This window comes from Streptomyces sp. DSM 15324, from assembly GCF_001514285.1.
GTDB lineage: Bacteria > Actinomycetota > Actinomycetes > Streptomycetales > Streptomycetaceae > Streptomyces.
In genome coordinates this window covers 937,939-944,244 of the sequence record NZ_KQ949023.1, presented here as the reverse complement: position 1 = coordinate 944,244, position 6,306 = coordinate 937,939, and the positions used below count along the sequence as shown (strand labels likewise).

At 73.8% G+C, this 6,306-nt stretch carries 7 protein-coding genes; 2 read left to right on the top strand and 5 right to left on the bottom strand.

All coding sequences use genetic code 11. The features are described 5' to 3' along the window. From AQJ58_RS04080 to AQJ58_RS04070, 3 genes are all read right to left on the bottom strand, one after another. Positions 1-705, bottom strand: a 705-nt coding sequence (locus AQJ58_RS04080; RefSeq protein ID WP_159056210.1) for a reverse transcriptase-like protein, incomplete at its 3' end; no start/stop codon positions are given. A gap of 12 nt (positions 706-717) precedes the next feature. Further along, positions 718-1,461 carry a zinc ribbon domain-containing protein gene (locus tag AQJ58_RS04075; RefSeq protein ID WP_079078685.1) on the bottom strand — a complete coding sequence of 248 codons (744 nt, stop codon included), beginning with the start codon at positions 1,459-1,461 and terminating at the stop codon, positions 718-720. Further along, positions 1,458-2,312, bottom strand: a complete 855-nt coding sequence (locus AQJ58_RS04070; protein WP_067244794.1) for a Nif3-like dinuclear metal center hexameric protein — start codon at positions 2,310-2,312, stop codon at positions 1,458-1,460. Before AQJ58_RS04070 ends, AQJ58_RS04075 begins: the two co-directional genes overlap by 4 nt. Before the next feature lie 253 nt (positions 2,313-2,565). Between AQJ58_RS04070 and AQJ58_RS04065 the strand changes: the two genes are divergently transcribed. Together AQJ58_RS04065 and AQJ58_RS43730 are read left to right on the top strand one after the other, a co-directional pair. Beyond that, the gene (locus AQJ58_RS04065; protein ID WP_067244792.1) at positions 2,566-3,714 is read left to right on the top strand and encodes a hypothetical protein; all 1,149 of its coding nucleotides are present in this window, start codon (positions 2,566-2,568) and stop codon (positions 3,712-3,714) included. Between the two features lie 96 nt (positions 3,715-3,810). After that, positions 3,811-3,969, top strand: coding sequence for a hypothetical protein (locus AQJ58_RS43730; RefSeq protein WP_199844521.1), 159 nt, complete (start codon positions 3,811-3,813; stop codon positions 3,967-3,969). Positions 3,970-4,053: 84 nt separating this feature from the next. On the opposite strand, the gene AQJ58_RS04060 is transcribed toward AQJ58_RS43730, so the two are convergent. Both AQJ58_RS04060 and AQJ58_RS04055 read right to left on the bottom strand, forming a co-directional pair. After that, a complete protein-coding gene (locus AQJ58_RS04060) occupies positions 4,054-5,019 on the bottom strand; it encodes a 3-oxoacyl-ACP reductase (protein WP_067244790.1) in 966 nt (321 codons plus the stop codon). Positions 5,020-5,118: 99 nt separating this feature from the next. Then, a complete protein-coding gene (locus AQJ58_RS04055) occupies positions 5,119-6,195 on the bottom strand; it encodes a Zn-dependent alcohol dehydrogenase (RefSeq protein ID WP_067244788.1) in 1,077 nt (358 codons plus the stop codon). Positions 6,196-6,306 lie beyond the last annotated feature (111 nt).

Sequence of the window (6,306 nt, the reverse complement as noted above, 5' to 3'; positions counted from 1 at the left end):
AGGGGTGGGGTCGGTGCCGGCGGCGCCTGCCGGGCCGCCGGTGGTCGCTGCCGGGCCGCCGGTGGTCGCTGCCGGGCCGCCGGTGGTCGCTGCCGGGCTGGGCGTCCCCGCCTCCGCCGAGGCGGTTGAGGCGGTCGAGGGGGATGTCCGCGCCTGGGCCAGCGCCTCGCGGGCCCTCGCCGCGCCCGCCGCCGCGTCTCCGGGCGGGCCGGCGGGCTCCGGCGGGGCCGCGGCGGCCCGGGCGGCCGCGGCCGGGTCCAGGGCGGCGCGGGACGCCTCCGGGTCCCACTGCTCGCCGCGCCGGCCGGCGTCCATCGCCTCGTTGGCGAGACGGTCGGCGTGCTTGTTCCGCTCGCGCGGTATCCACTCGTAGGTGACCTGTGCGGGCGGCAGCAGCCGGGCGGCCTCCATGGCCAGCGGCTTCATGTCCGGGTGCTTGATCTTCCAGCGGCCCGACATCTGCTCGACGACGAGCTTGGAGTCCATCCGCACCCGCACCGTCGCCGACGGGTCGAGTTCGAGGACGGCCCGCAGACCGGCCAGCAGACCCCGGTACTCGGCCACGTTGTTCGTGGCCACCCCGATGAACTCGGCGCGCTCGACGAGGGTCTCCCCGGTCGCCGCGTCGATCACGACACTGCCGTACCCCGCGGGCCCGGGGTTGCCCCGCGACCCGCCGTCCGCCTCGACGATGAACTCCCGCACGCCGCGGCCCCCCTACAGCCCGGACTCGGACGTGCGCACGAGGATCCGACGGCAGTTCTCGCACCGTACGACGGTGTCGGGCGCGGCCTTGCGGATCTCGCTCAGCTCGGTGATGGCGAGCTCCTGACGGCAGCCCTGGCAGGTACGGGCGTACAGCTTGGCCGCGCCGATGCCGCCCTGCTGCTCGCGCAGCTTGTCGTACAGCTTGAGCAGGTCGGCGGGGACGGACCCGGCGACGACCTCGCGCTCCTTGGTGACGGAGGCCGCCTCGCCGTCGATCTCCTCGCAGGCCGCGTCACGGCGGGCGGTCGCGTCGTCGATCCTGCCCTGGACGGCGCCGACGCGCTCGGTCAGGTCGGCGACCCGCTCCTGCGCGGACTCGCGGCGCTCCATGACCTCCAGGACGACGTCCTCGAGGTCGCCCTGGCGCTTGGCGAGGGAGACGATCTCCTTCTGGAGGTTCTCCAGGTCCTTGGGGGAGGTGATCGCGCCGGAGTCCAGGCGTTGCTGGTCGCGGGCGGCGCGCTGGCGCACCTGGTCCACGTCCTGCTCGGCCTTGGTCTGCTCGCGGGCGGTGTCGCTCTCCTCCGTCTGCGCGGCCACGAGCAGGTCGCGCAGTTGCGTCAGATCCTTGGTGAGCGACTCGATCTCGGCGTGCTCGGGCAGCGACCTGCGCTTGTGGGCGAGCTGCTGGAGGCGGACATCGAGGCCCTGGACGTCGAGAAGGCGGATCTGGTCGGCGGGCGCGGCGTTCAGTTGGGGGCTCCCATTGCGTTAGAGGTGGTGGACGCCGCGTGGGCGGTCCAGGGGTCGGTGACCGTACGCGAGACGTGGACCCGCAGGCCCCATCCGTGGCGGTCGGAGATCTCGTCGAGCTGGGCTGCGGCCAGCTCGCACCAGGGCCATTCGGTGGCCCAGTGCGCCGCGTCGAGCAGCGCGAGAGGACTGTGGGCGCGGGCCTCCGAGACGGGGTGGTGGCGCAGGTCCGCGGTGAGGAAGGCGTCGACGCCGGCAGCCCGGACGTGGTCGAACAGGCTGTCCCCGGAGCCGCCGCTGACGGCGACCGTGCGGACGAGCGCCTCGGGGTCGCCGGCCACCCGGATGCCCTGCGCGGTGGCGGGCAGCCGCTCGGCGGCACGGGCCGCGAACTCGCGGACCGTGACCGGGTGGTCGAGGGCGCAGATCCGGCCGAGGCCGCGCCGCCCGTCGGGGTCGCTCGCGTCGGGCACGAGGGGCCGTACGACCCGCAGGTCGAGCGCGCCGGCGAGGGCGTCGCTCACGCCGGGGTCGGCGGTGTCGGCGTTGGTGTGGGCGACGTGCAGGGCGATGTCGTTCTTGATGAGGGTGTGCACGACCCGGCCCTTGAAGGTGGAGGCCGCGACGGTCGTCGTCCCGCGCAGGTAGAGGGGGTGGTGGGTGACGAGCAGACCGGCCCCGAGCTTCACCGCCTCGTCGACGACGTCCTGGACGGGATCGACGGCGAACAGCACCCGGGAGACGTCCCGATCCGGCTCCCCCACGACGGTGCCGACCGCGTCCCAGGACTCGGCCCGCTCGGCGGGCCACAGGTTCTCCAGCGCGGCGATGACTTCAGACAGACGGGGCACGGGGAAAAGGCTACCTGGCCGCTCTGCGGGGCTGGGACGGGCGGGAGTGTGTGCACATGACAGCGCGTTGGTCGCGCAGGTCGGCGCCCGCCCCCCGCCGCGTCAAGCCCCGTGTCCCCTCAGGAGCAGCACAGCCACCCCATCCGCCTCTGATGAATCGCTTCTGCACCACTCGTACGAGGGAAGCCCCCCGCCTCCGGCTCCCCCGTCCGCGCGTGCGAAAACTAGCTTCTTCGCCGGAGGTGACCGACCCATGACGGCCTGTGCGATCGAACCCACCGCGGAGGGCGGCGACGAGGACCCCGTCCCGCCCGTCCCCCCGGCCCCCTGTGTGATCACCGCGGACGGCGCCTACGCCGCCCGTCTCGCCCGCGGACCCCACCCCGACGCGTGGTTCCCGGAGCGCTGGACCCTGGACGGGCCCGAGCCCTACGCGGTCTCCCTGCCGGTCCACCAGCCGGAGGAGCCCGGCACGGAGGTGCAGCCCCTGGCCGACGGCCGGGTGCTGGTGCGCCGGTACGTCGAGGAGCGGCACACCTTCTCGCTGCTGTACCCCACCGGCCCCGGCACCGGCGAGCTCCCCCTGGGCGCCGTGGAGTGCCCGCAGGCACGGGCCCGCGTGCGGCTGCTCCCCCCGGCCCCCTGCGGCGAGCGCGCGTACGCCCTCGCCGTGGGCGAGCGCACCAGCACCGTGTGGCTGGTCGCCGGCGGCGCCTTCGGCCCCGAGCTGCTCGCCGAGGTCCCGGGCCGCTGCTCGGGCGGCGTCTGGCTGGACGGTACGGGCCGCATGCTCGCCCTGGACCGCGAGCTGGGCGGCCGGACCAAGACGGTCGCGGTGGACCTGGAGCACGGCGAGGTCTCCCCGCTGCTCCAGATCGCCGCGGACAGCGACGACCGACTGCTGCTCGCCGACCTGGACAGCGGCCTGCTGCTGATCCGCTCCGACGCCCCCTCCCCCGGCGCCCCGCGGCTCGGCTGGGGCGTGCTCGGCAGCACCCTGCCGGTCCGCTTCCCGGAGTCCCTGCGCCTGCCCGACTGCGCGCTCACGCCGTTCGCCGTCCAGCCCGGCCAGATACTGCTTCCGGAGCGCTGCGCGGTGGCGCTGCGCATCGACGGTTCCTTCGGCACCTGGGTCGGCACCTGGCGCCCCGCCGAACGGCAGCTCCATCAGCTCGCGGCTCCCGAGGGCTGGCTGGCGGGCAGCGGCCTGTGGACACCGGACGGCGTGCTGAGACTGCCGTACGCCACCCGGGACGAACCCTGCGCGGTGGCCCACCTGATCCCCCCGGCCACCCCCGTGCAACCCGAGCCCGCCGCACCGGAAGTGACGGTTCCGGAGCCCGCCGCGCCTCGCCCCGTCCCGTTGCAACAGGCTCCCCTGAGCCGACTTGTAACGAACTAGCTGCGGTTGGCGTGGCCGCCTGGATCCGCCCCGTGGTGCGCCGGATAAAATCGCCCGGCTGTAAGAAAGATCATGTTGACGGGGTGAATTCACCAGATGAGCGACGCAAGCACGACGCAGCCGCTGTCCACCGACGCCCAGGAGACGGCCGGGCACGGTCGGCACCGGGGTCAGGTCTCGGCCCAGGACGGCACCGCCGCCCCCAGCGGGCGGCACCGCAAGCCGGCCGAGGACAAGGCCGAGGCGGCTGCCTGACGGTACGCCGAAGGGGCTCCGCAGTCCATCCCCGGACGGCGGAGCCCCTTCGCACGTCACGCCGCCGCGTCGACGCCCTCTCCGCTACGGCTGCTCCCTCCTCAGGCCCAGCACCTCCGCCGCCGCGAACGTCTCCCCCGCCGGCCGGTCCGCGAAGTGGGCGCCCAGGACGGTGTCCAGCTCCTCGAAGCCGAACGTGTCCCCCTTGCTGTCGAACTTCGCCCGCACCCGAGGCCGTTCCACCACCGCGACCATCCCGCCGTGCACCACGAGCAGCTGCCCGTTGACGCGCGCGGCGGCCGGTGACGCCAAGTACCCGACGAGCGGCGCGACATGCTCGGGCGCGAGCGGGTCGAGGCCCTCGGCGGGCTGGTCGAACCCGGCGAAGACGTCCTCGGTCATCCGGGTCCGGGCGCGCGGGCAGATCGCGTTGACCGTCACGCCGTACTTGGCGAGCGCCAGCGCGCTGGACGTCGTCAGGCCGACGATCCCGCCCTTCGCCGCCGCGTAGTTGGGCTGTCCGGCCGATCCGGCGAGGAACGCCTCCGAGGAGGTGTTCACGATCCGCCCGTACACCGGGGCGCCCGCCGCCTTGGACCGCTCCCGCCAGTGCGCGGCGGCGAAGCGGGTGGTGTTGAAGTGGCCCTTGAGGTGGACCCGGATCACCGAGTCCCACTCGCCCTCGGCCATCGAGAAGACCATACGGTCGCGCAGGATGCCCGCGTTGTTGACGACCACGTCGAGCTTGCCGAACTCGGTGATCGCCGATTCGACCAGGTCACGGGCCTGCCGGAAGTCGGAGACATCGCCCGTGTGGACGAGGGCGGTGCCACCTCCCGCGCGGATCTCGGCCGCGACCTCCTCGGCGGGGCCCGCCGACGCCTCCCCGGAGCCGTCGCGTCCGGGCTGCCCGTAGTCGTTGACGACGACCGCCGCGCCCAGCCGGGCCAGTTCGAGCGCCTCGGCCCGGCCGAGCCCGCGCCCCGCGCCGGTGACGATCGCCGTGAGCCCCTCCAGCGGCGGTGACAGCCGTGCCGTCCGTGGTTCCATCGGCGATCCCACCGGTGAATCCGTCGGCGATCCCATCGGTGAATCCATCGGCGATTCGATAGGTGATTCCATCGGTGGTGCCATCCGTGGGTCGCCCCCTCAGATCTCTATGCAGGTGCGCAGGGCGGTCCCCGTGCGCATCTGATCGAGGGCCTCGTTGACGTCCGCGAGCGGGACGCGGTGCGTGATGAGCCCGGCGAGGTCGATCCGGCCGGCCCGCCACAGGGCGATGGTCCGCTCGTAGGAGGTCAGGACGTCCCCGCCGCCGTACATCGAGGGCAGGATCCGCTTCTCGTCGAAGAACAGCTCGAACATGTTGAGCTGGAGGTGGTCGTCCATGGCGCCCGCGCCGACGACGACGAGCGTGCCGCCGCGCCGGGTGTTCTCGTAGGCGGTGCGGGCGGTGGCGGAGCGGCCGACGACCTCGAAGACGTAGTCGAAGCCCTCGCCGCCGGTGACCTCCTGCTTGGCGCCGGGCAGTTCCTCCGGCGACACCGCCCGGGTGGCGCCGAACCTGAGCGCGGACTCACGGCGGGAGGAAACGGGATCGACGGCGACGATCTCGGCGGCGCCCTTGAGCCGCGCGCCCTGCACGGCGGAGATGCCGACCCCGCCGCAGCCGATGACGGCGACCGACGAACCGGCCGCCACATCGGCGGTGTTGAGCGCGGCGCCGAGGCCGGTGGTGACCCCGCAGCCGATGAGGGCGGCGATGTCGAAAGGCACGTCGTCGGGGATCGGGACCGCGCAGCCCGCGTCGACGACGACCTCCTCGGCGAAGGTCCCGGTGCCCGCGAAACCGAACACATCCCCTCCGGGGCGCCGGAAGTTGGGCGTTCCCGCGTTCATGAACCCGGCCAGGCACAGTTCCGTCTGGCCGCGCCTGCAGGCGGGACAGGCGCCGCAGGCGGGCAGCCAGCAGACCACCACCCGGTCACCGGGCTTCACCCGGGTGACGCCCTCCCCCACCTCCAGGACCTCGCCCGCGCCCTCGTGTCCGGGCACGAACGGCGCGGGCTGCGGCAGCACCCCGCCCATCGCGGAGAGGTCCGAGTGGCACAGCCCGGTGGCCCGGACCCGGATCCTGACCCGGCCCGGTCCGAACCCCACCGCCTCGACGTCGTCGAGGACCTCCAGCTTGTCCTGGCCGATCTCGTGCAGTACGGCTGCGCGCATGGTGCGGCTCCCCTCGGGGCGTCCAGGGTTCGAGTTCGGGTTTCGAGTTCGGGTTTCGGGGTCGGGTTTCGGGGTCGGGTTTCGGGGTCGGGTTTCGGGGTCGGGTTCGGG